We start from the raw sequence: 26,127 nt of genomic DNA, 5'->3' as shown, positions 1-26,127 counted from the left end.
ATCCACCATCCTTCAGCACTCCTTCCACGCTTGTATCACTTTTTCTAACTATATCTAGCTCCTTCAATAAGGTTACCACTTTCCCTATATAAACTTCAACGATTCATAAGGTTTCCCAAGAACAGCCGAAGCATCTCCTTTTAACCAGCGATCCACCAGCGTACTGTACACAGAGCGGAAATCAACCTCATATTTCAAATCCCCGTTATCCAAATTGCTTAAACTCGGGTAAGCGCCATAGATACCGCCTTTCACTTTCCCGCCAATCACAAACATCGGTGCTGCCGTGCCATGATCCGTGCCGCCGCTCCCATTTTCCTTCACACGACGTCCAAATTCCGAAAACATCATAATAGCAACCCGATCCTGCAAACCTTGCGCTTCCAAATCCTTATAAAAAGCCGTCAGACCCTGATCCACCTGTGTCAAAACCCTGGCATGCTGTTCCTTTTCATCGGCATGATCATCGAAACCGCCGATTTGGACATTAAATACGCGCGTTCCCGATTTTCCCGCCAGCAGCTTGGCAACGAGTTGAAGATCACTGGCAAAATTCGTTTTGGGATACTCAACTTTATTGGTATAAGTGGCTGTTAAAGATTGTATGGCTTCAACGCTTTTATAAGCTTCATACCCGCGCCCCGAAACGACCCGCAGCTGTTCCATCTGGTTCTGATCCGTATACATGTCCAAAAAAGCTTTGGTTATCCGATTCTTATCCATCATCGGCGTTTTGGGATCGATCACATGATACGATTCCAGCGATTGAATGACGGGAAAGCTCATCTTCTCCGAGGCAAAAGCTTTGCTGCCCGCCGCACCGACCTGAACCGCTTTGAGCGGGTTCGCATTATCGCGCAGCGAAGACTCTATATAGCGGGCTAACCAGCCGCTCCGGCTAATTTTCGCAGGCTCTGCGGTCTGCCAAATTTCCATAGAACGGAAATGGGAATGATCCGGCTCCGGGTAACCGACGCCTTGAATGATCGCCATGTTTCCATTTTTGAAAAGGGCAGCGAGCCCTGCCAGACTAGGATGCAAGCCCACTTGAGAATCAAGGGCAAGCACGTCCTTTTGCTGATAAGCCAGCGTCGGCCTTGAATCGTAATAGACGCCTTGCCCATATGGAATCAGCGTATTGATGCCGTCATTGCCTCCGCTAAGCTGCACAACAACCAGCACCGGCTCGTCGACATCGTCACTGGCTCCCCCGGCGAATATCGATTTTCCTGTTTCAGTAAACAAAATGCCGCCAAGGCTTAACGTAGCAAACATTGCCGTCCCTTTCAGCAGAAATTCCCTTCTTGTCATTTTCATGCCCTTCACCCCCGTTATTTCATTTGCGCTTCCGGACTAATCAAAAGGAGCTGCACCAAGCCTCGTAAACCGGCATTTTTCTGCTTTGTATGTAAGATGGTATCTTCCACATAAGCGCTTAAACCTTGCATCGTCTTATCAGACAGTTGAGTGATTCCCAGACGCTGACTCCACAACTTCACCCATTCCTCCGGCCGTTCCGCCTGCTTCGGTGAAGTGCCCACCAACTTGTTGTTCATTTGCGTAGCAATGGACTCAGCGAATTGATACCTCGCGAGCAGCAAATTGGTGTTCAGCCATGATGCGCCGCCTCTCCAGCCTGCAACGTCCGGCGGTGAAAACAGTTCCTGCCCCATCTTCCTCATCGCTTGCGCATGCCCTTTGGCCACATGCAGCTGCGTGGTTTTGAGAATGCCAGCAACATAATCAGCCGGCGTTTTAATAAGGGATAACCGCAAATCGGGGTTATAGAAATCATCCGACAAGAGCAGGTCGTGAAGCACTTCGCCGATTGTCGCCTTCTCAGTGATCAGCTTTGCCACTTGCTGTACCCAGTTGTCTGATGGATTGTCTGTGGCGAAGTATTTGAGCAATTTCAAGGCCAGAAAGGTAGCAGCCGATTTTTGATGAAAAATAATATCAATAGCCTCATCGCCGTCGAGATTCCCCTTCTCACCTAGCAGCATTTTCGAATCATTGTCATGCTGTTTGGGATTAAACGCCACTTTGTTCTCTTTCTCATTATAGGTCCAGCCTGTGAAAGCCCTCGCCGCTTCCTTCACATCCGTTTCGGTATATTGACCAATTCCTAGTGTAAAAAGCTCCATCACTTCACGCGCGTAATTTTCATTCGGTTTGTTTTTCTTATTGCGATTCACATCAAGCCAGATCATCATAGCCGGATCTTTGCCGATAGCGAGTACCAGCTCCTTATAATTGCCTAATGCATACTTCCGGAACAGCTCATTTTGCTGAACCATCAATGTGACATTCTTAACTTTGTAATTTGCTGTTGCAAAATGTCCATGCCAAAACAACGTCATCTTCTCAATCAACGGCGCGCTGGAATTCACCATCCGGTATAACCAGTACATTTGCTGATCGCCAAGCTGTAACGGATCCAGAGCTTTTTTGCTGTCTGCGCTTAATTGATCAAAAGGTGTCAGCGCCGCCGTTTCGGTCAATGCTTCTCCTGCGATAAGCCGTCGCACCGTCTCCTCGCGCCCCAGCGCCACACAAGCGTTAACTTCACTCTCAGCCCCTCCAAATCCGGCCCGAAGCAATAAATGAACAACTTCTGTATTCGTCCAAGTTATTCCCATGATTTCCCTCCCCGCCTAATTTTCCATACCTTAGCACATAAATATGTCAAAAGTATGTAGGAATAAAAAAGATAGAGACTCAGAACCTGTCTGAATCTCTATCTTTATAAGGAATCCTCGCTTGCATCATCAAAAGCTCATAGGTAGCCGAAACGCCTCCTAATACGCTAAACTTCGTCTCATACGCTTTGTACATATCGACGAACAAACGCCGTCTGCCGATGCCGGGTGCAACCGCTGCTTCTGATGTGCTGGCTCCCATTGCTTTAACTGTATGCAAAAAATCCTTTGGAGTCGGATACGTCTCCACGTGAAGCAAGCGATCTTCTTGAATGTTCGTGTGCGTAAAGCCGCTGTCAACGAGCATTTCTCTCCACCCTGGACCGGATTGAAAAGTCAACCCATGCCGCTGTGGTTGCTGTCCATGCTGTCGATATACTTCCCTGAATGACTCATGCAGCTCATAAAATGTTGCCGGCCCGAATGTCGTAAACACCAACACGCCTCCCGGGCGAAGAAGACGCCGAAGGTGCTGAAGCGTCTGTTCCGGTTGCTGCAGCCACTGAAAGCAGGCGCCGGAGACGATCAGATCGAAGGAAGCCGGCAGTGCGGTTGCCGACCACTTTTCCACATCGCCATGGATGAAGCGGATGTCCCTGTCAGCTGGCTGGCTGCCTCGAACACGCTGCTCAGCCGCCTGAAGCATGCCAGGTGCAATATCCAGAGCGGTGATCGACGCTTTGGGGTATTTTTCAACTAACCCGCTCGTCACAATGCCTGTGCCACATCCGATCTCAAGAATGCTGCCTACTCGCGCTTGCTTACTCTCTCTTGCGCTTTCATGGAGAGCTGCTGCAAGCTGATCAGCCATCATTTTCTGCACATTGGCATGTTCATCATAGGATCCCGCCGAGCTCCGATTAAATTGACGTTCAATTTCCATGGAGCTGTTCATCACGCCACCGCCTCATTTCCGCTGCGATCTCTTCTTCCCTTCCCAGAAACGGTGCATGACCGCAATCAGGAATGACATATAAATGAGCGCGAGACAGTCCCGCTGCAAGCTCTTCCGCCCCTTTGTAAGGACATATCCGATCTTCCCTGCCATGGAACAGCAGCACCGGACACGCAATTTCCGAGAGTACAGCACTGACTTCCACCTTACGCAAAACTTGAAGCCCTGCCAGCAGAGCGGGCGCTGACCAGCTGCCTATTGGAGGAAGTTGGTCGCCGATCCCTGACTCCCGCTCTGTTTCCGTCCATAACATCTGGCGAAAATTGGTTTCAACGGCAAGAGCGTCTTGCGCAGCAGCTTTCATCATCTGCCTAACATAAGCATCGGGCTGGCCTAGATGAGCCTCATCTCTAGAACGAATAAAACGTGCCGTCGCCGCGAATAAGATAAGACCGTCTGCAAGCCCTTTTGCTGCTAAATGGAGCGCCAGCAATCCGCCAAGCGACCAGCCGCCAATAAAAAGAGGTCGATGCAGCGCCGATATTTTCCATTTTCTCACCATTTCCTCCGTGTACGTCAACAAGTCTTCAGATGTTTCAGCCTCGCTATAGTTGAGATACACATGATGATATTCAGGCAGCGCCTTACAGAGCTGATCAAATACCTCGGGCGGCATACTCCACCCAGGCAACCATACAATCGTTCCGCTCTTCTCTGGAGTCATCGTCATCGTCCCATCACTCCAAGCTGCAGCCCTACTTCACGAATGCACGCCGCTGCGTCCCGCAGTTCTTTATCTGTATGGGCTGCGGATAAAGAGAAGCGGATACGCGCTGTCCCTTCTTGAACCGTCGGCGGACGGATCGCCACCGCTGCGATGCCTTTCTCTTCCAGCGCAGCGCTGAAACGCAAGGCAGTTTCATTATCGCCGACGATCATCGGTACGATAGGAGAATCGCCGATCCCGAGGAGAAAGCCGAACTTTTCCAAATGAGATCGGAAAGAACGAAGATTGGCATACAGCCGTTCGCGCCGCCAGTGTTCCTGCTGCACCAGCACTAGAGCTTGAGCAATGCCTGCGACCAGCGCAGGGGGCATGGCTGTTGAATAAATAAGCGTGCGCGCTTTGTTTACGAGAAAATCAATAAGCGTCCGACTTCCGCACACATACGCTCCATAGGCGCCAAAGGCTTTGCTGAACGTTCCCATATGGATGTCCACCTCGTCCTTGACCCCACGCACATGGCATAATCCCTCGCCATGTCTTCCATAGATTCCTCCGCTGTGCGCTTCGTCCACCATCAACATCGCTCCATACTCCTGCTTGAGCAGGATCAGATCTTCCAAGCGGGCCTGATCTCCGTCCATGGAGAAGACCGCATCCGTCACGATCAGCTTTCGCTTCCTGTCGCGGTGTTTATGCAATAACGCTCCCAAATGTTCCATATCGTTATGCCGGTAACGCGCCAACTCTGCACGGCTCATTAGAATACCGTCAACAATGCTGGCATGATTCAGTTGATCGCTAAACACCACATCATCCCGGCCAACCACGGCACGGATAACTCCTGTATTAGCCATATACCCATTGGCAAATACAAGGGCTGCTTCGCAGCTCTGCCAATCGGCAATGGCTTCTTCCAGTTCTGTATAAGCCGGCCGATTGCCAGTCACAAGGCGGGATGCCCCCGCGCCAACCCCTTCTTGAAGCAGCACCTCCCGCATCGCCTCGATCATCGCAGGATGCTGGGACAGCCCAAGATAGTCGTTTCCGGACAAGTTGAGCAGGTTGGGCAGGTTATTCGCCCCTGTCCCGCGAAACATGCGCCCAGGAAGCCCTGCTATCGCTGAACTTGCCCGCAAAGATCGCTTCAAGGAAGCCTCTTCCAGAGAGACAAGTTCCTGTTCCATCCATTTCAATGAAGATTCCGTATTCATTGTTCGTACCACCTTACAAAGCGTTAAGTTCAATCTCAAAACCCAAATCTTCAATCATTTGGTGATCCACGCCAATCGATTGACCTGCCGTTGTTAGATAATCACCGACAAATAGCGAATTCGCCGCGTACAGCGACATTGGCTGCAGCGTACGTAGATTCACTTCACGGCCTCCTGCTACACGAATTTCTTTGGACGGACAGATAAAGCGGAATAATGCGAGTACTTTCAAAGCCTTCATCGCCGGAGTGCGGCCGGAGTGCTCCAATGGCGTTCCAGGGATGGCATTGAGGAAATTAATTGGAATCGAATCGCTGTCCAGTTCACGCAGCGCATAGGCCATTTCTATAATTTCTTGATTGCTTTCGCCCATCCCGATAATGACGCCGGAGCAGGGGGACATGCCGTACGTTTTGACTTTTTCCACCGTTTCAACACGCTGATCGTACGTATGCGTCGTCGTTATCGACGGGTAGTTCGCTTTGCTCGTATTGAGATTATGGTTGTACCGATGTACTCCTGCTTCTGCAAGCCGCTGCGCTTGCTCATCCTTCAAAATGCCTAAACAAGCGCAAATTTTTAGCGGCATCGTTTCACGGATTTCTCTTACGGCATCCACGACTTGTGCCAATTCCTTGTCTGTCGGTCCCTTGCCTGCCGCTACAATGCAGTAGGTTCCTGCTTTACGCGCCATAGCTTCACGTGCGCCGGCAAGCAGCGTATCTTTATCAAGTAAGGTATATTTACTTACCGGCGCCGTGGAAACAATCGATTGCGAGCAATACCCGCAGTCCTCGGGGCAGAGGCCGCTTTTCGCATTAATAATCATGTTCAATTTGACCTTTTTGCCATAATAGTGCTTTCTGACTTGAAAAGCGGCTTGCAGCAGCGGCAGCACCTCATCATCGCTTGCTTCGAGCACAGCCAGCCCTTCTTCTTCCGTCAAACGTTCGCCGTTTAATGCTTTTTGGGCCAACAAAGGCCACTCCTTATGGGTTGAAATGCTGTTCATATTCAAGTTCATGTTCTCCTCCTTGGCGTTCATTGGGGCACAATGTTTAGCGCTTTTTTAATCGGTGCAAGTTGTATAGATTTCCTGGCGGTATGTATTAAAAGGTCTGTATGAACCTCATCAGCTGGCAAAAAAGGAAACCGGCCGAGAACGGGAAGACCGCTATACTGCTCGATAAGCTCCGCGTTTGTGACAACGCTCGGATCGTTTTGAATGTCTGGATCATCCCCATCATTTAAGATGACGCCTATAATCGGAATTTTATAATGCCGTAAAAAAGCTGCTGTCAAAATCGTATGGTTAATTGTGCCTAGACCGGAACGGGCAACAATCAGTGCAGGTATTTGAAGCTCTGCGATCAAATCCACCATCAAGGCATCATCGTTCAGCGGAACGGCCACGCCTCCTGCGCCTTCGACCAGCAGGGCATCGTATCGCTCCATAAGCGGTTTGCCCGCGGCGATCAGCTCCTGCATCGTCAAAGTCACGCCGGCTTGCCTGGCAGCAAGCATTGGAGCCAGCGGCGCTTCAAATGTGAATGGCGCAACGGCGTCCGGCCGCTCATTTATCCCCGTCAGCTGCAGCAGTTGTTCGGCATCTGTTTCACCACTGCCCAGAAGCGCGCCTGATTGTACAGGCTTCCACACGCCCGCCTCGCAGCCGTCCGCACGAAGCGCCGCTGCTATGGCAGCTGTCACCATCGTTTTGCCGACTCCGGTGTCCGTCCCTGTGATGAACAGTCCCCGTATCGGCTCCTCGTTGTCTTTGTTCATCGTCGACCTCATCCTTCCGTGACCTGAATAATGGATGCCGCCAAAATCTCCGTCATCTCTCCAAGCTCGGCCTCCGTGCTGGCTAATGGCGGGATGAAGACAATCACATTGCCCAGCGGGCGTGTCAGCATGCCAAGCTCTCTAGCCTTCTGGCTCGCCCGCACGCCAATTCGCTCTCCCCACTCGTACGGTTCTCGTGATCCTTTATCACGTACAAGCTCGATTCCGATCATCAGCCCTTTCTGCCGGATTTCACCGACGTGCGGTCTATCTTTGAGCGCCGCTAGTTTATTCGCAGTAAAAATTGCCTTCGAACGAACACCCTCCAACATGTTTCTCTCTTCAAAAAGCCTTAAGCTGGCCAAAGCTACCGCACATCCGAGCGGGTTCCCCGTGTAAGAGTGTCCATGGAAAAAGGTTTTCTGCTCCTGATAATCCGCATAAAAGGCGCCATAAATCTCATCCGTCGCCAGCGTTGCCGCTACAGGCAAGTAGCCGCCTGTGAGTCCTTTTCCCACCACCATCAGATCCGGTGTTACGTTTTCCAAATCACAGGCGAACATCTCCCCCGTGCGACCGAAACCGGTCGCTACCTCGTCCGCGATGAGCAGCACGTCATGCTCACGGCAAAGCTCAGCCATCTCGCGCAGGCAGCCATCCGGCATCACGACAATTCCACTGGCTCCTTGGACAATCGGCTCCACGATAAGTGCAGCAATCTCATCTGCCTTTGTTTCCAGCAGATCTCGCAAAGCATCGATAGTCGCTTCTTTGGCTCCCTCTGCCCTCCCTTCATGCCGATAAGCATAGGGGTAAGGGATGACATGCGACTGGAACAGCATTGGGCGAAACACGTCATGATATAGAGGAATCGCCCCAACGCTCACAGCGCCAAGCGTATCTCCATGGTACGCTTGCCCCATTGTGATAAAAGATTTTTTATGACGATGGCCCTTGTTATGCCAATACTGGAAAGCCATTTTAATCGCGATCTCCACTCCGGTTGCTCCAGAATCCGAATAAAACACTTTGTTTAATCCAAGTGGCGTGATGTCTACAAGCCGCTCCGCCAGTTCAATGGCGGGGATATTAGCCATACCTAGCAAAGTAGAATGAGCAACAAGCTCCAATTGGTTGGAAATGGCTTGGTTAAGCTCCGGTACATGATGGCCATGAACGTTTAGCCAAACAGATGAAAATCCATCGTAATACGCGCGTCCTTGGACATCATAAAGTCTAACGCCCTCTCCACGCTCAATGATAAGAGGATCCTCGTTATTGTAGTCTTTCATTTGTGTAAAAGGATGCCAGACATGCGACTTGTTGAGGGCCGCAAGTCGTTCGTAGGACTTTGACACGACATTCCCTCCTAAACAGTTTTATTGTTAACCAATAATTTCGTTATTAGGTTAACAATAGATAGAGGTCAGTTTAGCAGATCATTACATCATTGTAAACACATTTCACCCATCTACAGGTTAACAATTAAAAAAAGAGCAATACAAAGCGTCTGAACGCTTGCATTACTCTTTTTGAATAATATGTGAATTTAAATCATTTCTTGTCGAACAAGCTATTGTCGAACTTTCAATACGGTTGTCAAATCCAGGAAGGAATTTACGACACGTCGCACGCGTTTATCGACATCCGGATGAATATCGCTGTAAGCCACTCCTGTTTGAAAACTTTTCCGCTGATCGCCGCCAATGGAAATCCACTCCGGGCAGTTAATGCCATGAAGGTTGCGAACAATTGTTTGCAGCTGAGTCAGCGAGCTGACAGCTACGGCACCGCCCGCTGAACTGACGGAAAGCACGGCTTTATTATTAAAATGATCTTGTCCCAGATGATCCAGTGCATTTTTCAGAACACCAGAGATTCCGCTATGATATTCAGGCGTCGCTAACACGATGCCATCTGCTTCGTGCATTGCACGCTTCAGATTTTCAAGTGCTTCATGACCGCCATGAGCATTGTCCGGTGAATAAAACGGTACCGGTGTTTTGTTCAGATCAATAAGTGTGGCTTGATGCCCAAGCGATTGAACCAAATGCTGAATGTACTCCGTGAGTCTTGTACTTGTAGCTGCTTTTTGGTTGCTTCCTGCAATTAGGGTGATTCTCATTACATATCTTCCTTCCCAGCGTTGGAATAATAAAGAATAAGAACTGATTGATGATTTTATTATACATGGTTTTCATTAAATTTCCAGACCTAGATTATAATAATTATTAAATAGGTTTTATTATCAATTAAAAAAAAGCTGCCCCACCATGGAAAACCATGATAGAAGCAGCTCATCTTTATAAGCGATATAAGGGCTAAGAATTAGCAATCGAAGTACAGGTTGTACTCGTGTGGGTGAATACGGATTGCAACTTGTTTCGCTTCGCCACGTTTCAATTCGATGTAGTTATCGATGAAATCTTGTGTGAATACGCCGCCTTCAGTCAAGAATTCGGAATCAGCTGCAAGAGCATCAAGAGCTTCGTCCAATGTACCTGGAACGCTGCGGATTTCAGCTTTCTCAGCATCAGACATTTCATAGATGTTTGTATCGAAAGGACCGTATCCAAGTGCACGTGGATCGATTTTCTTTTTGATACCGTCAAGACCAGCCATCAACATTGCTGCGAAAGCAAGGTATGGGTTAGCTGTGCTGTCCGGAGTACGGAATTCGATACGACAGCCTTTAGGTGTCACAGCCGCGATTGGAATACGAACTGCTGCAGAACGGTTACCTTTGGAGAATACAAGGTTAACTGGAGCTTCGTAACCAGGAACTAGACGTTTAAAGGAGTTTGTGCTTGGGTTCGTCAAAGCGATCAAAGCTGGTGCGTGGTAAAGAATACCACCGATATAGTTAATTGCCATTTCACTTAAGTTTGCATATGCTCCTTTTTCATAGAACAAAGGCTCGCTTCCGTCGAAGATGGACATATGAACGTGCATACCGCTACCATTGTCGCCAAACAGCGGCTTAGGCATGAAAGTAGCAACTTTGCCATATTCTCTAGCAGTGTTAGCAACGATGTATTTGTATTTGAGCAGGTTATCTGCTGTTTTAGTTAAAGTGTCAAAACGGAAGTTGATTTCAGCTTGACCAGCTGTTGCCACTTCGTGATGGTGACGTTCGATACGAAGACCTGCGTCAGCAAGTTTGTTACACATTTCGGAACGAATGTCTTGTTGAGAATCGATTGGAGCTACTGGAACGTAACCGCCTTTAACTGGAACTTTATAAGCAAGGTTACCGCCTTCTTCTTTGCGGCCTGTGTTCCAACCTGCTTCTTCGGAGTCAACTTCGAAGTAGGATTTGTTCATGCCGTTTTCGAAACGAACATCGTCAAAGATGAAGAATTCGGATTCTGGTGCGAAGAATGCTGTCGTACCAACACCTGTTGTTTGAAGATATTCTTCAGCTTTTTGTGCGATACTACGTGGATCACGATCATAACGTTCGCCTTCTGGCGTATGGATGTTGCTCATAATGATCAATGTTGGGTGCGCTGTGAAAGGATCTACATAGGCAGTTTCCGTATCTGGCATCATTACCATGTCAGATTGTTCAATACCACGGAATCCTGGGATGGACGAACCGTCAAAAGCTACGCCGTTTACAAATGTTTCTTCATCTACTTCAGAAGCTGGCAAAGAGATATGCTGTGCTTTACCGGAAAGACCTACGAAACGAAAATCTACCCACTCAATATTTTTTTCCTTGATAAGGTTCAACACGTTTTGAACTGACATTTAAAAAACCCTCCCATTTCCGTACATTCAACGTACTTTACATGATTAATGTTCAACTTTTTGTTGTTATCTTGCACATATTATATAGCGATTAAGCTTTCACAGTCAATACTTATGTCAGGTATTTTTTATTTATGTGTAAGCTATGCTTACACTATTTCACAGACTTTTCTTATATACAAATAAAGGAAAAGAGTTTCTTCTAATAGAAGAAACTCTTTTCCTTGAACATAATATTATGCCAGAATAGCTTCTTTCTGCGTGTCGAACTTTTTGCCAAGCAATGGTGCAAGCTTCTCTAAATCTACGAGCAAGTTTGCGAATTGGTCCGGGAACAGGGATTGTACGCCGTCACCGGTCATGGAGTTGTCCGGATCCGTATGCATTTCGATGATCAAACCGTCCGCGCCTGCAGCAACGGAAGCTTTCGTCATCGGAACGACAAGTTCTCTGCGACCTGTACCATGACTTGGATCAGAAATGACAGGAAGATGGCTAAGCTGTTTAAGTACTGGAATGGCAGATAAATCCAATGTGTTACGTGTGTAAGTTTCGAATGTTCGGATTCCGCGCTCGCAGAGCATAACATTCGGGTTACCGCCGGCAAGAATGTATTCTGCTGCATTCAGGAATTCGTCATATGTGGAGCTGAATCCGCGTTTCAGCAGAACCGGCGTTTGAATCGTACCCAGCTTGCGAAGCAGGTCAAAGTTCTGCATATTGCGTGTGCCGACTTGCAGGATATCTGCATACTGTGCGCACACATCCACGTATTCAGGAGTCATAACTTCTGTAATCGTTAGAAGTCCATGCTTCTTGCCCGCTTCAGCCATCATAATCAAACCTTCAACGCCTACGCCTTGGAAGCTGTAAGGTCCTGTTCTTGGTTTGAATGCGCCGCCGCGCAGCACTTGCCCCCCAGCCGCTTTCACCAAACGGGCGATTTCATCGATTTGTTCCGGAGTTTCCACGGCGCAAGGTCCGCCCATAACAACCAACTGCTCGCCGCCAATTTCCACGCCTTTAATATTAATAACGGTATCTGCCGGATGGAAGTCACGGCTTGCTAATTTGTATGATTTCGAAATTTTCACGACTTGTTCCACTCCTGACATTTGGCGCAGTTGTTCTGCTAATTTGGGATCTGCTTGACCGATAATACCGATAACCGTGCGATCTTCGCCTTTGGAAACGTGTGCTTGCACACCTTGCTTCTCAATAAATTGGACGATTTCTTGAATACGCTCGTCAGACGTTTTGTTAGAAGTAATGGCGATCATGATATACACGCTCCTCATTTATATGGGTTGTTCCACTTAAACACTTCAACGCTTGTTCGCTTCTACGCTTTTAATCACTAAAGTAAATATACAACGCTTGACGAAGATTCGTCAAGCGTTAATTTATTTGCTATTCTTCTTGTTTAGAAGGTGCTAGCTGATCCTTGCGGAGTCTGCGTTTTTCTTTGCGACGATTTGTATGGTGTTTGAGAAAGAGCACTACAGGGAAATAAGCAATAATACCGAGAATGGTTCCAACCACCATCCCACCCACAATCAAGTCCAAACCGCTTCGGATAATATTGGATAAGATATGAGGCAGATGATGAATCAGATACACCTTGACATGCTTCGGTACCAACCAATCTCCGACCTGCTTATTGAGTATTGAGAACGGGAGATAAATCACCTTGCCGAATACAAACCCAATTAATGCCGCAGGCAGATTAGCTCTTAACAAATAGACCAAAGGAAAAATAAGAACGAATGCAAATCCAGCTGTAGGCAGAGTAAACATTTCTATAGCCAGACCAATTGAAAAGCCGCGCGCTACCTTAGAAGGGCCGCCTTTGGCACGTAAAAGAAGTAAATATTTGTACCTAAACCAGCGTTTGCTGCTTTTCCAATCGTAGCGAGTTTTCATCATTTTCACCTTCTGAGTGCTCTGCATGCTGGTCACAATCCCGCCCTGTGGAATAAATACGAATTACTCACTGCTGGCTGCTTTGGACTTCATAGCCGGGATGAGCTTCTTCATATTAATAGTACGTATAACTGCCCAAGTGGTTTCATCTTTCGGATCGTAACTTTCCAGGTAAGAAATGACTTCTTTGGTAATCGGAGTCGGCGTTGAAGCCCCTGAAGTCACCCCAACTTTTCGGACATGGGTTAACCATTCCCGATTCAATTCAGTGATATCAGCTATTCTATACGCCCTGACTCCAGCAATTTCCTCTGAAACTTGCGCTAAGCGGTTGGAGTTATTACTTTTGGGATCTCCGACGACGATAACCAGATCAGATTCTTTGGCTTGTTCGGCCACAGCTTCTTGCCGTACCTGCGTTGCAAGACAGATCTCATTATGAATTTCGGCCTTAGGAAACAGCTCTAAGAGACGATTCATGATGTGCCTGATATCCCATTGGCTCATCGTTGTTTGATTCGTAATGATGATACGCTCGGACTTAACGTTAAGACGATCAGCCTCTTCCAGCTTCTCAATAAGATGCACAAGGCCAGGGGCAACCCCAACGGCGCCTTCCGGCTCCGGATGCCCCTTTTTACCAATATAGATAACTTCATAGCCGTCTGCTACTTTTTCGCGAATTAAATCGTGTGTTTTTGTCACATCTGGGCACGTGGCGTCGACAACCGTCAAACCTTTGTCTCTTGCCCGTCTTCGAACCTCGGGAGAAACGCCGTGTGCCGTGAAAATGACAGTACCTTTTTCAATTTGCTCCAAAATTTCCAGACGGTTCTCACCGTCCAGTGTAATGACGCCCTCATCTTTGAAGAAATCGGTGACGTGCGCATTGTGCACAATCATACCTAATATATAAATCGGTCTTGGAAGATTTAAATTTTTTGCAGTTTGCATAGCCAATGCCATCGCGTCTACGACACCATAACAGTAGCCTCTTGGAGAAATTCGTACGACTTCCATGCCTTCCACCTGCCTACATCATCTGTTTTCCTTTTATTATAACGGATTACACAGGTAGAGGAAAGTTAGCCGGCAACCATATCATAAATGTACTGCCTTCATCTTTGCGTGTCGTCACTTCAACGGACCCGCCATGCTCATCAATAATCCATTTGGCAATCGATAAGCCTAGTCCTGTACCCGTAGTTAACCCTCTAGATAAGTCGGCACGATAGAATCTGTCGAAGATATGCGGAATATCTTCTTTGTCCATCCCAATCCCCGTATCTGCAATTTGAATGCCGACAAAATCATTCGTCCGCGACACATGAATCGACACCGTCCCGACCGGCGTATACTTAAATGCATTCTCAATGAAAATAAACAGCAGCTGCTGTAAATAGTCACGATTCCCCTGTACGATGGCATGGTCCAGAACTTCCAGATCACCCACCTGCCATTCCGCCGTATGCTCTAACAACTGCGCCCTTCTCACAACCTCCTGCACGAGCGGCAGCATTTCGACAGAATGCTTCTCCATAACAACCCCTGCATCTGCTCTGGCAAGCGCGAGAAGATCGTTCACGAGCCTGCTCATCCGCTGCGCTTCTCCGGCAATGTCGTGCATTGCTTCCAGCGACATTTGCATCTGTTCCGGTGTGGCGAGCTCCGTCCCTGACGTCTTCTTCCACATTTTCTCCAGAAGATCCACATTCCCTCGAATCGTTGTCAGCGGTGTTCTCAGCTCGTGAGAAGCGTCTGATACGAATCTGCGCTGTGCACGGTAGGCTTCATCCAACTCCAGATAAGTAATCTGGATGCGTGAAAGCATGCCGTTGATCGTTTGGGTGAGCCGGCCGATTTCATCAAGCGGTCCTTGGTACTCAATTCGTTTCTCCAAATCGTCTCCGCTTCCAATTTGATTGGCAGCATCAATCACGCGTTCAATCGGTTGAAGCGCCTTACGCGATAAAAACCACCCCAGCGAAGCAGCAACGATAATCGTAAACAATGCCCAGAACATGAGCGTATACTTAAGGGTAACGGCCGTTCTCTCATAACTGCCAATAGGGACGGCCGCTTGTAGAATACCAATCAGATTATTTGCTTGGTCGTAGATGCCTTGATAATAGATGAGAAAATCTTGCTCAAGCACTTTGGTTTTTTGAAAAAAACCGTCGGCATCGCCCTTCAACTTATCAATGCTGGGAGTATCCAATGGCAGTGCTACATTATAAAATTGCAAATTCGCCGAGCGATTAAAGGTTTTGAGATTCACATTATATAATTGCAGGAACGTATTTGTAGAATAGAAATCTCTGTTCTCCAATTCTAATTCCACGACAAGCCCCTTCTGTGAAAGGGCGATGCTTTTCTGAATCCGCAGGGAGGTATTCCCCGCTTCCCGTTTCAAGTCCTGACGGATCTGATCATACAAAAAATAATTCAAGAAAACGTACAGCACGATCCCGAAAAGCAGCATCGTTAATGCCAAAACACCGGAATACCAAAGCGTCAGCCGCAAACGAAGCGACATATCAGGATTCCCCTCTCAATACGTACCCCGCTCCCCGGACGGTTTGAATCAAGCGCTTATGGCCAAACTCTTCGGTCTTTTGACGCAGCAGTGCTATGTATACCTCGAGAACATTGGATTCGCCGCTGTAATCGTAACCCCATATTTTCTCCATAATAATATCGCGTGAAAGGACACGCTTCGGATTCTGCATGAACAGGTGAAGCAAATCAAACTCTTTGGTCGTTAGTTCAATCAATTTATCGTCACGGAATACTTCCCGCGTATCCAAATCAAGAATCGTTTCCTCATAGGTCAAACGGTTGGTCGGCTGCTCCGTCCGCTCCGTCCGACGGCGTAATAGCACTCGCACCCTAGCGAGCAGCTCCTCCAGCGCAAAGGGCTTGACCAAATAATCGTCAGCTCCAAGATCCAAACCTTTTACACGATCACTAATTTCATCTTTGGCCGTTAACATCAAGATCGGCACCTCGCTGCCGCTTTCACGGATTCGCCGCACAACCTCCCAGCCATCAATATGCGGCATCATCACGTCCAAGATTAGTAAATTGGGTTCCGACCTCAGCATTTGCTTAAGTCCTTCAGCGCCATTGCTTGCCGTTTCAACGGAATATCCTTCAAAAGCCAGGCCACGTCTCAACATAGACGTAATTTTCTCATCATCATCGATCACCATAATATTTTCCCTCATTGGTTGGCCCCCCTTCTTCCTTTTCATTGTATCAAAATCAGCTCGGCAAGCAAAAAGAAGCAGAGCCTGCAAGCTTGCGGCCCGCGGGTCTCCACTTCCTTTTAACCGTACGCACGAATCTTTGTTTATAAATAAAGTTACTTCTCTTATTCAGCAGGCGTTTCAGCTAACGTATTTTTGTCTCCAACTGTAAGCGGCACATCCATCCGTTTGCCGTCACGAATCACACCTAACGTTACTTTATCGCCGACTTTTGTAGCTTGAACTTTCGTAATCAACTCTTGAGAGTTCTTGATCTTCGTACCGTTAATATCAACAATCACATCGTATTGGCGAAGGCCGGCTTGGAAAGCAGGACTTTTACGTTGAACGCTGCCAACTAATGCTCCGTCGGTATTGGAAAGCTTCAATTCGCTAACCCAGTCTTTACCGATATCTTGCAAGCCTACACCCAAGTAAGGAACTGGTTCTTTAGGAATTTGAACGTTGTTTTTCAGGTTCTCCAAGACGGAAGAAATTGTGCTTGTCGGAATGGCAAATCCGATACCTTGAGCTTGCGAGCTTACCGCCGTGTTAATTCCGATAACCTCACCGTTCAAGTTGAGCAGAGGTCCGCCAGAGTTACCAGGGTTAATGGAAGCGTCTGTTTGAAGCAAGTGCTTATACTCGCGTGTTCCTTTGGTATCTGGAATAGAGATCGGACGTTCTTTCGCACTCAGTACACCAACAGTTACCGTATGATCAAAACCGTAAGGGTTACCGATGGCTACAACCCAATCTCCAACATTCACATCTTCTGCTTTGCCAAGAGGGAGAATCGGGAAATCTTTGTCGCCTTCAATTTTGAGGACAGCCAAGTCTAAGTCATAGCTGTTACCCAGCAATTTGGCTTTGAATGGTTTATCGTAGCCCTCAACCGTAATTTGCACCTCATCAGCACCGTCAACCACGTGTTCATTCGTTAAAATATAGCCGGTTTTCTCGAAAATAAACCCGGTTCCCATCCCTGCCGGCTGTAGCTCGCCGCTGCCCGAATCTTGCGTACCGCTTTTTGGTGCGGTATTGCCGCCGCCGTTATCTCCGAAGAATTGACGGAAGAACGGATCATCGAAAAGCGAGTTGCCGCCACGTGTCGACTGCTTCGGCTTCACCAAAGATTCAACCTTCACGATAGCAGGCCCGGCATTTTGCGCGATCGCGGAAATATTACCAGGGCGGACAACATCAAGCCCTACATTTTTCACTTCGCCGTTATCGCTGGAACCCTTCGTCGTAGCCGTAGTCGTGCTGCCCGATGCCAACGGCTGGTTGCCTGTGAACAAGTTCATTTTGTCAGCGGTGAACATGAGTCCTCCTACAACCAAGGCTCCTGCCATGAAAGCAGCGAAAACGCTTTTTACAGAAGAAGAACGTTTTCTAGTATGCGAATCCCAAGGACCAGGTCCTTGCGCAGAACCTACATCCGGTCCGAAGCTGAATGGGCGCAAGTTCTTAGGCGGGGTAACCTCGACGCTGGACGTTCCCTCTGTGCCTGATGCGGAGGTTGTAAGTGCTTCCTGTTCGTTACTCTCGTTAAAAGCGGACTTGTAAGGTCCATAAGAATAATAGTAGGAAGGTCTTTCTTTGTTCGGATCATGCGGTTCTTCAGGGTTCGTTTCTTTACGGTTCATGGAGTCGTTCGAATCGCTATTGTTATTCTGCGACTTGAAGAAGTCGCTATAGTCTTTTTTGTTGTCTTCCATATTTCTTACCTCCATTTGTTTATACGAGTTATAAAGTGCATGTTTGTTAGTTGGATGATGTCTTGCTGTCTATGGTACTATCATGCACTCACAACCTTAAACGAATATTAAAAAACAATAAAATGGAGGTAAAAAAAGGACAATTCTATTGTATCCAAGCTTGTTCGACTTTTTTGAGCAGTCCCGCGGCTTCTTTTACCCACTTGTCGTCAACGGCAGCATCCGGATCGAGCGGCGCCTGAAACTGATCAATCATCGCTCCATAGGTTTCCGCTTCTGCTTCTTGATCAAGGCCTTCATTATAGACATGTTTCAGCACAAATGGAGTTCCCACCTCTACGATGGCATCCGTCGCCTCTGTATCGCCATCAATTCTTCCCGTCACCACTTGAAATGGAATACGCAACCACACTTTATTGGCTTCATCTAAAGAGCGGTCAAAATACCCATGGTCATAATCCCAGTTACCGCCCAACGCAAAATCAAACTCCTGCAGGTGGTCTCTTACACTGTCGAAGGACTCTTTGACCTGTTCTAATGAAGAAGATATTGTTTTCATTCCGACACTCCTTAAGCGCTCATATTAATTTCCTTACGCATAGAGTGTTCCAAAATGTAGTTTTTATGTGTCATGAGGGCTTACTTCCTTAAACCCAACCTTTGCGGTGTGCAAAAATAGCCAATTGTGTACGATCATCCAATTCACACTTCATCAGCAGATTGCTGACGTGTGTTTTCACCGTTTTTATACTAATAAAAAGTTCCTCCGAAATGTCTTTATTGCTTTTCCCTTCGGCAATCAATAACAGCACTTCCTTCTCGCGTGAAGTCAAGCCCTCTTCCTCCGGCATGGCGTTGCGTTGTCTAACCCCTCTCGTCAGCGCCATGGACACCTCCGAATTCATCACAGGCATGCCGCGGTATGCGCTCTGGATGGCGTGAATCAATTGATCGGACGAGACGGTTTTCAGCATGTAGCTGATAGCTCCCGACTCTACGGCCTCAAGCACCTTGGCTTCTTCCAGAAAGCTGGTTAACATAATGATTTTGATCTGCGGATATTTGGTGTAAATTAATTTGGTTGCTCCGATCCCGTCGAGTACAGGCATCGTGAGATCCATCAAAATGACATCAGGGAGACCTTGGGACAGCTCACCATTTAACTTGTCGAACGCTTCTTGCCCATTACCGGCTTCCCCCACAACTTCCAGACCGGGTTCCATCGAAATATAAGTCCTTAAGCCCACACGAACCATATCGTGATCATCAACAATCATTACCCTAATGCTACTCATGGCTTTCTCCCTCTCTTTCCTTTGTGACCATGCCAGTCTGACCTGTAAAGCGCGGAATGCGAACCCTGACACGGGTGCCTGAACCTAACTTACTGTCGATTTCCACATCTCCGCCCAGCTTTTGCGCTCGTTCTCTCATCGTGGATAGACCATGGGAAGCTGAAGAAATATCCTTTCGCTCGAATCCTTGGCCATCGTCTTGCAGCTGAAGTACGTACTGATGCTCTCTTTCATAAATAGCCAGCCTTACTCCTTTGGCAGAAGCGTGCTTCACCACATTCGCAAGACCTTCTTGGATAATCAGGAAAAACTGATGCTCAATCGCTTCTGATATCGGATCACGCAAAGAAACGTCAAGCTGGCCCTGCAGTTCATGGGTCCGGCAATATTCCGGAAACCACTTCTCCAGGGCTTCTTGAAGGCTCATATCATTCAATTCAATGGGTCTAAGCTGTGAAATCAAGCCTCGCATCTGCTTCTGGGCATGGTGCGACATTTGAATCAGCTGATTCATAACTGCCCCCGCTGCATCCGGGTTTCTTTCCAATATTTTCGGCAGAGAGGACGCTGACATATGAATAGCGAAAAGCTCCTGGCTCACCGTGTCGTGCAAATCGCGCGCAAGCCGGCGCCGTTCTTCCATAACGGCATTCTCTGTAAGCTCTTGATCGCGAATCGCCTCGGCCTCGCCAAGTTTCTGCAGCAGCTGAACACGTTCTTCGACAGAAGCCGCCATGTTATTAAAAGCATCATATAAGTACATGAACGGTTCAACAGGCTCAAGCTCAATACGGCTGGCGAAATTCCCTTTGGATAGTTCGAGCATAGCTACATGAAGTTCATCGACCTTACGCTGCCATCTCTTGGTTGCTACATAACCTACTGTTAAACAGACCGCTAAAATGGCAATGAGAAACCACTTCCGGAACTCCCATGACGCAAGCTCCCGGCTGTAGTATTCCAGCACAATAAAAATACTTGTGACGGTGAGTAAACTCGAGATCAGAAAGTAATTCAGCAGCTGCCACTTCATATTGAACATTCGCAATTTGTACATGCTCCATCCTTAACCTATCTTTTTGATTGTTATATCACCAATAAACATGCTTGTCGTGACGATAAGTTTTCGCTCGGCTTCATCATAATGAGAGGTCTGTGTTCTCACGCTGCGCAGAAACCCACTCTCGCGGCGATCAAGAACTTTCATGTCCCCTATAAAAGAACTTGCCATCACACGAACTTCTACATCCAGATCGTTAGGAATAAAAATTTTCACGTCGCCGATAAAGGCAGTTACATGGATCGTTGTTTCTCCAAGCGGAATGGCCGCACGGGTCAAGTCAATCACAGAATCTCCAATGAAGTGAGAGATTTGAATCGGCTTCAGCTCCCAAGCTTCCTGCCCCAGATGAACATCCCCGATGAAGCCGTGACGATGAAGAACATCACCTGAATCAAAATTGCGCACGAAGTCATCGTAGCGATGTCCGTGACTGTGACCATGACTGTGCTTGTGAAGATTCTGCGTTTTCGGCTGACCATGCGATTCCGGTTGAGCTGTAGGCGCCTTCGCGCGTGAATCCCCGGAGCCAAGCCATTCGTCCGCATGCTTTTGATGAAATTCGCCATGAATATCTTTGAGAACTTCTTTTTCCTCGTCGCTCAGTGTATGCTTGGTTTCGCTTCCTGTGAAAAGGTCCCGCTCTACTTTCTCCTTATGGTTCCAGCCCGCGGAGTCCCAGGGATTACTATGTCTCTCGTGCTCCTTGCGTCTTGCTTCCCGTCTCTCTCTTCTTGCTTGCTCTTTCGCTTCTTTCATTGAAAGCCAGTCCGGCGACTCTCTACGGCCAGGGCGGAAGATAACGTTCAGCCCGAATAAGATTAAAGCAACAGGGGCCAAAATTTTAAACATGTCTCCCAGTGAGCGATCGGTGAGATTCAGATTCTTAAGAAGGAAAATCGTTCCGACACCGCAAACGAGTAAGCTCCAAATCGAACCTCCCCAATGATATTTACGCTGCCATAGGAATCCGACGAGCCCATAAAAGATGAGAATGACAGGCCAATACGTGGAAAACATATAAGCAAGGTCAATATGAATGAACCCCAGTTGATTAAGTAAAAATAGGATACCTGCCGTCACAAGGACAAGCCCCCAAATCATGCGTTGAAACATATGCGGATTCATACGTTCTTCCTCCATTTGTGTACATCGTTGTTAAGATACTTCTAGTCTATAAGATACAAGCAAGATTGAAAAGAGACGAGGGATTGAAGGCCGCCTCGGTCTAGAGACTGAGTTTTGCGAGCACAAACACAAAATAACTGACATGGATTTGGAAGATACGAACAATACGTTCTTTATGTTATGTATTCTTACGTATTTCGTTGACATGCTTGTCATGAGAACCGTATAATTGTTCCATTAGAACGCTTCGAATATAAGGGAGAGATTAGAAATGGATCAAATCCAACAGCTTTCCAGCGGTCTAGATACCATATGGGTGGTACTAACAGCTGCCATGATTTTATTGATGGAAGGGGGCTTTGCGTTACTGGAAGCAGGCTTTGTCAGGCAGAAAAATGCCGTAAGCATCATTATGAAAGTGTTTGTTGATATCGCTTTCGGAGCACTTATTTTCTATTTCATCGGTTTCGCACTCATGTACGGTAAAGACGCAGGGGGAATCATCGGCACGAGCGGCTTTTTCATGGGAGGAGATTTGACACACATTGATCTCAACATCTCACATGAAACCTACTGGCTATTCCAATGCGCTTTCGTTATCGCTGTTATCTCCATCGTATCGGGCGCAGTTGCCGAACGCATCAACTTCCGAGCTTACATCCTATACACCATTGCCATGACAGGTTTAATTTATCCCATTGCCGGTCACTGGGTATGGTCAGTTGGCGGTTGGCTCGGCAAGCTCGGCATGGTTGATTTCGCCGGATCAGCTGTCATCCATGCACTTGGCGGCTTCTCGGCACTCGCCGCAGCAGTGATCATCGGCCCGCGGATCGGTAAATTCTCAGCGAATGGAACGGCCAACATCGTGCCACCCTCCAATTTGCCGCTAGCTTCCGTAGGCGCATTCATCCTATGGTTCGGCTGGTTCGGCTTCAACTCCGGCAGTACGCTAAGCGCTACCAATACATCGATCGGCCATATTGCCGTAACAACTATGCTAGCTGCAGCAGCAGGCTGCGCAACCTGCATCCTGTTTACGATGTTACGCTATCGCAAAGCTGACCCGCCAATGGTTATCAACGGCGCGCTTGCAGGGCTCGTCGGCATTACCGCCGGCTGCGCATTCGTTAGTGATGTTGCCGCCATTTTCATTGGAGCTGTTTGCGGTATCGCGATGGTCTACGCTACTGAAATGCTGGAAGCCAGACAAATCGATGACCCCGTCGGAGCGTTCCCCGTGCACGGCATCAGCGGCAGCATCGGAACATTGGCTGTAGGCTTGTTCGCACAGCCTGACGCTATCCGCGAAGGTACAGCCGGTTTATTTTATGGTGGTGGATTCGGTCTGTTAGGTGTTCAAGCATTAGGTCTTGTTACAGTTTGTATTTGGGGCTTCGCCCTCACATGGGGCGTCATGAAGCTCATTAATCTCATCGTACCTCTGCGCGTAAGCAGTGATGAAGAGCTCGTAGGCTTAGATGTAGGAATCCATGGGGTTCCCGCTTACAGCCAGGAGGACGGTTTCCTGGACTTGGAACAATTGAAAAAAGGATAAACTGACAGCAAAAAACCCTTCCAGACGGAAGGGTTTTAATTTGTTATTAGTTAAGCAGCTCTTCGAAATCATCTGGAATGGTGATGTCCTCGCCGGGCTTGGATTCGTTCATAATCTGTCTGGCACGCGCAATCTCGGCACGCAGCTTGTTCACTTGCTCCATCGGCTTCTTCACATAATGGATATACTCAACGGCCAGATGATGGTCAGGTTTCTTCCCCGTAAACATGCGACGAAGTGAAGACATTGCCTGATAAGCCCGCTCTTCCTTCATTCTCTTCATTTCGTAACGCTCCACTACCTGCTCGATCTCTAAAGCCTGCTGCTCCTTGCGGGCAATGTAAGCTTCTAGGAAAGGAAATACCTCCGCGGCTTTCCTTGATGTCTTTTGAGAATTACCGTCCAGTCGCATAGCATTCAGCACAGTCACTTCACCTATCTCTCCATGTTAACATTCATTACAGTAATCTTATTTTACACTAAAATAATGGTTTTGAGAACCATTATTTCAAGATTAAATCGATTCCTAAGACGCCAATCGGGGTTCCCGTGTCACCTATTATCGCTTTTGATAAAGTAATGCACGGTTTTTTCGTAATAGCTGACACGTATTCCTCCGAAATAAAGAGTTCACCGGCCATCGCCCGCTTCCACCACTCTCTTCCCTTCCCATTCACAAGACCGGCTTCAGGCAGTGAAAAGATGAAGGTCCCGTCTGCCCGGTTCGACCAGATCGCCTCAATCCCATCTGTTTTCTTCAAAACTGCGCTTAATTGAGCGGCATGATTCCCATCGATCAAGGAAGTGATGTCAGGTTTGAGGACAAGAGCGCTGAGCAGTTGCTTCATCTCTTGAATATTAACGTTTGTTGTCCCCTTCGTATTTTGCAAACCAACGGCTTGAATCGCTTGGATAAGCTCTGACGAGGAGCGATCAAGATTTTGGTTGATGTGCTGGAGCATCGAAACTTCCTGGCGCTGCTTTTTCATTTGCATAAGCGTGTTCTCCACACTGTTCATGGTTTCGTTCATCAAGTCTACCACTTGTCCGAGCGAGGACCTCGTGCCTGTCACTAAGGTTGACTGTGTCTTGGTTGAGGTTGTCGTGCTTGCAACGAGATTGTTGACATGCAGGATAAGCGAGAAAATCGTATCGATCTTTTCCTTCATCACTTTCATTTCACTAATTCCTAGTGCAACCGACTTCTTTTCTTCTGCAACTGCGGCCACAACTTGCGCAACGCCGCTCTCAATAGATGTCAAAATTTCCGAAGATGTTGTCACCGCTTCATGGCTTTGCGCAGCTAGCTTTTTGATCTCCTGTGCGACAACTGAAAAGCCCCGCCCTTGCTCACCCGCTCTAGCAGCCTCGATGGAAGCATTAAGAGCAAGCAACGACGTTTGATTGACCACTTCGGCAATGAACGTATTGATTTCTTCGATTTTAGAAGTATGTGTGGTAAGATCCTGAATCTTGCGCTGCATCGTATCATTATTGATATGCAGATCGCTCATGACTTCGTCTGTGGCATTCAGGGAGCGGCATACATCGACAACCGTGTCTTTGGTCTGTTCGCTCTCTTTGTGCATATGTAACGATGAATCTAAAATATGATCGGCTGCCGCCGCCACCTGCTGAATCGCTGCGAACGCTTCCTGCAGCTGTCCTACCGCTTGATCGCTGCGAGCCTTGAGATCCTCTTCGCCTTGAATGGACGCATCGGCAATGTGCAGCAGTTGACTAATAGAGCGGTTTACTTCTTCTACCGCCGCTGCCAAGCGATCCGCCACGACTTGTGATTCCTGAATAAAGGTTCGGAATTGCTCCTGCTGCCGCTTTTCAGAGTCGAGTGAAATGCTTGATGACCTATTCATAACAGTGATCAATATCCCTAAAAACAAAAAAACAGCCAAACTCGCAGCCGTAAACCAAAAAGATGTTGAAAATAAAGCCACTACATTTAAGGCAATACCGATGAGAATAAGACCATACAACCAAGCTTTCAGTTTCGTCTCTGCCTGCATAAGCAATTGGCACTCCTCCCAGATGGGCAAATGTTAGATTTTGCTACATTATATCGAAAATAGGCGACGATGAAAAGAAATAAAAAAAGCAGAGACCCCGAAGGATCCCTGCTCTTTTTTAACATCGCTATGGTTATTCGTTATTTGTTTTGGTTTTGTGTGTTCGTTTGTTGCTGCTTGTTAGGTACCGCAGTTTCCGTAGCGAATTCTACGTCTTGTGCTGCTTTCTTGTTGTTTTTGTTCTTAGCCATGTTCAATCACCTCCTGTATGTATATCGTTTCCCAAACAGGATTTTTTATGATTAAAAAATTTAGCCCGAACCATTTTTATAACGATTTTGTAGGAGACAAGATCTCATCCTTCAGTTGATTCCAAATGAGCTCCGTCACCTTGCCGCTCCCCTGCTTGACGATAAAAACCTTGACGGTTTTCTTGCCCCATTCCTTGTAGACCTGATCTTTCGTGTCAAAATACAAGTCAATTTTCTTCCCTTTAATGGCGCTTCCCGTGTCGGCAACTACCCCGTAACCGTATCCCGGGATAAACAAAACTGTGCCTAATGGAAAGACTTTCGTGTCTGCTGCGATGGTCGATAACGCTTTGTCGTCCCGCTTTACTTTGATCCCTGAAAAGGTAATGCCGTATTCAGGATGATCCGGATTTTTCCCCGTGGATTCTTTACCCGCATAATACCCGGTAGCCGTCACTTCAACCGACTTAAGCTTGGACAAATCGGAGTCCAGTTTCGGCACATAGCGATAATTGACTTGCTGCCCACGATCTTGTGTTACTGGCACAGAAACAGGTTCCGAATTGCTCGGAGCATCCATTTGGTGCGGCACTTGTATATGGCTTACGGTTTCTGCCGTGTTTCTTGTTTCTTGTCCGAAAAGCGCAATCAAAACGTTCATGATCATCCAGGTTCCAAGCCATTTGGGCTTCGTAAATAACGCAGTAAACATTGTTTTGATACCTCCCCTACTATTGCAGGTTGTCCAGTTCATTCCAGAATTAAACCTCCATATGCAGACTCACTGATTAAAATGCCCCCTTTGCGTTCCCTTATACATACCAAAATGCCTAATTTTGAAAACAAAAA

Annotated in this window: 24 protein-coding genes; 1 reads left to right on the top strand and 23 read right to left on the bottom strand. The window is 47.5% G+C overall.

Annotated elements, in window-relative coordinates; translation table 11 throughout:
• Window positions 1–84: 84 nt before the first annotated feature.
• From ACKTT9_RS07650 to liaF, 20 genes are all read right to left on the bottom strand, one after another.
• Window positions 85–1,317: a DUF1501 domain-containing protein gene (locus ACKTT9_RS07650; RefSeq protein WP_407871077.1), complete on the bottom strand. Its 1,233-nt coding sequence runs from the start codon at window positions 1,315–1,317 to the stop codon at window positions 85–87.
• A gap of 14 nt (window positions 1,318–1,331) precedes the next feature.
• Complete coding sequence (locus tag ACKTT9_RS07645; RefSeq protein WP_407871076.1) at window positions 1,332–2,639, bottom strand: DUF1800 family protein; 1,308 nt, start codon at window positions 2,637–2,639, stop codon at window positions 1,332–1,334.
• Between the two features lie 79 nt (window positions 2,640–2,718).
• Complete coding sequence (gene bioC, locus ACKTT9_RS07640; RefSeq protein WP_407871075.1) at window positions 2,719–3,594, bottom strand: malonyl-ACP O-methyltransferase BioC; 876 nt, start codon at window positions 3,592–3,594, stop codon at window positions 2,719–2,721.
• Complete coding sequence (locus ACKTT9_RS07635; protein WP_407871074.1) at window positions 3,572–4,324, bottom strand: alpha/beta fold hydrolase; 753 nt, start codon at window positions 4,322–4,324, stop codon at window positions 3,572–3,574. Before ACKTT9_RS07635 ends, bioC begins: the two co-directional genes overlap by 23 nt.
• Window positions 4,321–5,532, bottom strand: coding sequence for an 8-amino-7-oxononanoate synthase (gene bioF, locus ACKTT9_RS07630; RefSeq protein ID WP_407871073.1), 1,212 nt, complete (start codon window positions 5,530–5,532; stop codon window positions 4,321–4,323). The genes ACKTT9_RS07635 and bioF overlap by 4 nt, the downstream gene beginning before the upstream one ends.
• Before the next feature lie 13 nt (window positions 5,533–5,545).
• A complete protein-coding gene (gene bioB, locus ACKTT9_RS07625) occupies window positions 5,546–6,556 on the bottom strand; it encodes a biotin synthase BioB (protein WP_407871072.1) in 1,011 nt (336 codons plus the stop codon).
• A gap of 17 nt (window positions 6,557–6,573) precedes the next feature.
• Entirely contained in the window at window positions 6,574–7,317 is a 744-nt protein-coding gene (gene bioD, locus ACKTT9_RS07620) for a dethiobiotin synthase (protein WP_407871071.1), read from the bottom strand.
• Between the two features lie 8 nt (window positions 7,318–7,325).
• Entirely contained in the window at window positions 7,326–8,675 is a 1,350-nt protein-coding gene (gene bioA / locus ACKTT9_RS07615) for an adenosylmethionine--8-amino-7-oxononanoate transaminase (RefSeq protein ID WP_407871070.1), read from the bottom strand.
• A 215-nt stretch (window positions 8,676–8,890) separates the two neighbouring features.
• Window positions 8,891–9,442 carry an NADPH-dependent FMN reductase gene (locus tag ACKTT9_RS07610; RefSeq protein ID WP_407871069.1) on the bottom strand — a complete coding sequence of 184 codons (552 nt, stop codon included), beginning with the start codon at window positions 9,440–9,442 and terminating at the stop codon, window positions 8,891–8,893.
• Window positions 9,443–9,645: 203 nt separating this feature from the next.
• Entirely contained in the window at window positions 9,646–11,070 is a 1,425-nt protein-coding gene (gene glnA / locus ACKTT9_RS07605; protein ID WP_157319516.1) for a type I glutamate--ammonia ligase, read from the bottom strand.
• Window positions 11,071–11,306: 236 nt separating this feature from the next.
• Window positions 11,307–12,350, bottom strand: coding sequence for a 3-deoxy-7-phosphoheptulonate synthase (gene aroF, locus ACKTT9_RS07600; protein WP_145659934.1), 1,044 nt, complete (start codon window positions 12,348–12,350; stop codon window positions 11,307–11,309).
• Window positions 12,351–12,480: 130 nt separating this feature from the next.
• Window positions 12,481–12,996 carry a DUF2062 domain-containing protein gene (locus ACKTT9_RS07595; RefSeq protein WP_246069306.1) on the bottom strand — a complete coding sequence of 172 codons (516 nt, stop codon included), beginning with the start codon at window positions 12,994–12,996 and terminating at the stop codon, window positions 12,481–12,483.
• Between the two features lie 60 nt (window positions 12,997–13,056).
• A complete protein-coding gene (locus ACKTT9_RS07590; RefSeq protein ID WP_407871068.1) occupies window positions 13,057–14,013 on the bottom strand; it encodes a 4-hydroxy-3-methylbut-2-enyl diphosphate reductase in 957 nt (318 codons plus the stop codon).
• A 46-nt stretch (window positions 14,014–14,059) separates the two neighbouring features.
• Complete coding sequence (locus tag ACKTT9_RS07585; RefSeq protein ID WP_407871067.1) at window positions 14,060–15,529, bottom strand: sensor histidine kinase; 1,470 nt, start codon at window positions 15,527–15,529, stop codon at window positions 14,060–14,062.
• A gap of 1 nt (window position 15,530) precedes the next feature.
• Window positions 15,531–16,220 (bottom strand): response regulator transcription factor, encoded by a 690-nt coding sequence (locus tag ACKTT9_RS07580; protein ID WP_407871066.1) that lies wholly within the window; start codon window positions 16,218–16,220, stop codon window positions 15,531–15,533.
• 146 nt (window positions 16,221–16,366) lie between these two features.
• Complete coding sequence (locus tag ACKTT9_RS07575; protein WP_407871065.1) at window positions 16,367–17,962, bottom strand: S1C family serine protease; 1,596 nt, start codon at window positions 17,960–17,962, stop codon at window positions 16,367–16,369.
• Between the two features lie 145 nt (window positions 17,963–18,107).
• Complete coding sequence (locus tag ACKTT9_RS07570; protein WP_127457787.1) at window positions 18,108–18,521, bottom strand: YugN family protein; 414 nt, start codon at window positions 18,519–18,521, stop codon at window positions 18,108–18,110.
• Between the two features lie 88 nt (window positions 18,522–18,609).
• Window positions 18,610–19,257, bottom strand: a complete 648-nt coding sequence (locus tag ACKTT9_RS07565; protein WP_407871064.1) for a response regulator — start codon at window positions 19,255–19,257, stop codon at window positions 18,610–18,612.
• Complete coding sequence (locus tag ACKTT9_RS07560; RefSeq protein ID WP_407871063.1) at window positions 19,250–20,314, bottom strand: sensor histidine kinase; 1,065 nt, start codon at window positions 20,312–20,314, stop codon at window positions 19,250–19,252. The genes ACKTT9_RS07565 and ACKTT9_RS07560 overlap by 8 nt, the downstream gene beginning before the upstream one ends.
• A gap of 9 nt (window positions 20,315–20,323) precedes the next feature.
• Window positions 20,324–21,445 carry a cell wall-active antibiotics response protein LiaF gene (gene liaF / locus ACKTT9_RS07555; RefSeq protein ID WP_407871062.1) on the bottom strand — a complete coding sequence of 374 codons (1,122 nt, stop codon included), beginning with the start codon at window positions 21,443–21,445 and terminating at the stop codon, window positions 20,324–20,326.
• 271 nt (window positions 21,446–21,716) lie between these two features.
• Between liaF and ACKTT9_RS07550 the strand changes: the two genes are divergently transcribed.
• Window positions 21,717–23,003: an ammonium transporter gene (locus ACKTT9_RS07550; RefSeq protein ID WP_407871061.1), complete on the top strand. Its 1,287-nt coding sequence runs from the start codon at window positions 21,717–21,719 to the stop codon at window positions 23,001–23,003.
• A 46-nt stretch (window positions 23,004–23,049) separates the two neighbouring features.
• On the opposite strand, the gene ACKTT9_RS07545 is transcribed toward ACKTT9_RS07550, so the two are convergent.
• The 3 genes from ACKTT9_RS07545 to ACKTT9_RS07535 form a co-directional block, all read right to left on the bottom strand.
• Window positions 23,050–23,427 (bottom strand): hypothetical protein, encoded by a 378-nt coding sequence (locus ACKTT9_RS07545; protein WP_246069304.1) that lies wholly within the window; start codon window positions 23,425–23,427, stop codon window positions 23,050–23,052.
• Between the two features lie 79 nt (window positions 23,428–23,506).
• Window positions 23,507–25,027, bottom strand: a complete 1,521-nt coding sequence (locus tag ACKTT9_RS07540) for a methyl-accepting chemotaxis protein (RefSeq protein WP_407872984.1) — start codon at window positions 25,025–25,027, stop codon at window positions 23,507–23,509.
• A gap of 327 nt (window positions 25,028–25,354) precedes the next feature.
• Complete coding sequence (locus ACKTT9_RS07535) at window positions 25,355–25,990, bottom strand: 3D domain-containing protein (RefSeq protein ID WP_276509498.1); 636 nt, start codon at window positions 25,988–25,990, stop codon at window positions 25,355–25,357.
• Between the last annotated feature and the right edge of the window lie 137 nt (window positions 25,991–26,127).

Origin of the sequence: Paenibacillus sp. P36 (genome assembly GCF_045866505.1) — a bacterium.
Classification (GTDB): Bacteria; Bacillota; Bacilli; order Paenibacillales; family NBRC-103111; genus Paenibacillus_E; species Paenibacillus_E chondroitinus.
This window is presented reverse-complemented; position numbering and strand designations above follow the sequence as displayed.